Source organism: Phytobacter massiliensis JC163 (assembly GCF_000321045.1).
In the GTDB taxonomy this organism is placed as follows: Bacteria; Pseudomonadota; Gammaproteobacteria; order Enterobacterales; family Enterobacteriaceae; genus Phytobacter_A; species Phytobacter_A massiliensis.
The window spans coordinates 1-913 of sequence record NZ_CAEO01000183.1; the positions used below are offsets into that span (position 1 = coordinate 1).

Consider the following 913-nt stretch of genomic DNA (forward strand, 5'->3'; position numbering starts at 1 on the left):
GCCACGAACATAAAGGAGAACTCCAGCGGTTCGGTAATCCCGGTGAAGAAGGCGGCGAAGGCGCCCGCCATCATGATCCCCAGCACTTTGGCTTTGTTCTCCGGGCGTGCGCACTGGTAAATCGCCAGCGCTGCGCCGGGCAGGCCGAACATCATAATCGGGAAGAAGCCCGCCTGATAACGACCGGTGATCCCGACCACCGCTTTGCCCGCTTCAATAGACTGCGCGCCGCCGAGGAAGTTAGGAATGTCGTTGATACCCGCCACGTCGAACCAGAATACGGAGTTCAGCGCATGGTGCAGGCCGACCGGGATCAGCAGGCGGTTAAAGAAGGCGTAGACGCCCGCGCCGACAGAGCCCAGCTTCTGGATATGTTCGCCGAAGCCCACCAGCCCGCTGAACACCACCGGCCAGATGAACATCATAATGAAGGCGACCACGATCATGACAAAGGAGGTCAGGATAGGCACCAGGCGGCGACCGCTAAAGAAGGAGAGCGCTTTCGGCAGCTCGACGCTGCTAAAGCGGTTGTACAGTTCAGCGGCAATGATACCCACCATAATACCGACGAACTGGTTTTTGATTTTACCGAAGGCGGCAGGCACCTGGTCGGCAGGGATTTTCTGGATCATGGCGACGGCGGCCGGTGAGCAGAGCGTGGTCAGCACAAGGAACCCCACAAAGCCCGCCAGCGCCGCGGCGCCGTCTTTATCTTTTGACATGCCGTAAGCGACACCCACAGCGAACAGCACGCCCATGTTGTCGATAATGGCGGAGCCGGACTGGATGAAGAACGCGGCGAGCGCATTGTCGCCGCCCCAGCCCACCGGGTCGATCCAGTAGCCGACCCCCATCAGAATCGCTGCGGCAGGCAGCGTGGCGACCGGCACCATGAGCGCGCGGCCAACCTTTT

Annotated in this window: 1 protein-coding gene; it reads right to left on the bottom strand. The window is 60.7% G+C overall.

The genetic code is table 11. The features are described from left to right. On the bottom strand, nucleotides 1-913 hold a 913-nt coding region (locus ENTHG_RS00090; RefSeq protein WP_187371660.1), incomplete at both ends, for a PTS transporter subunit EIIC.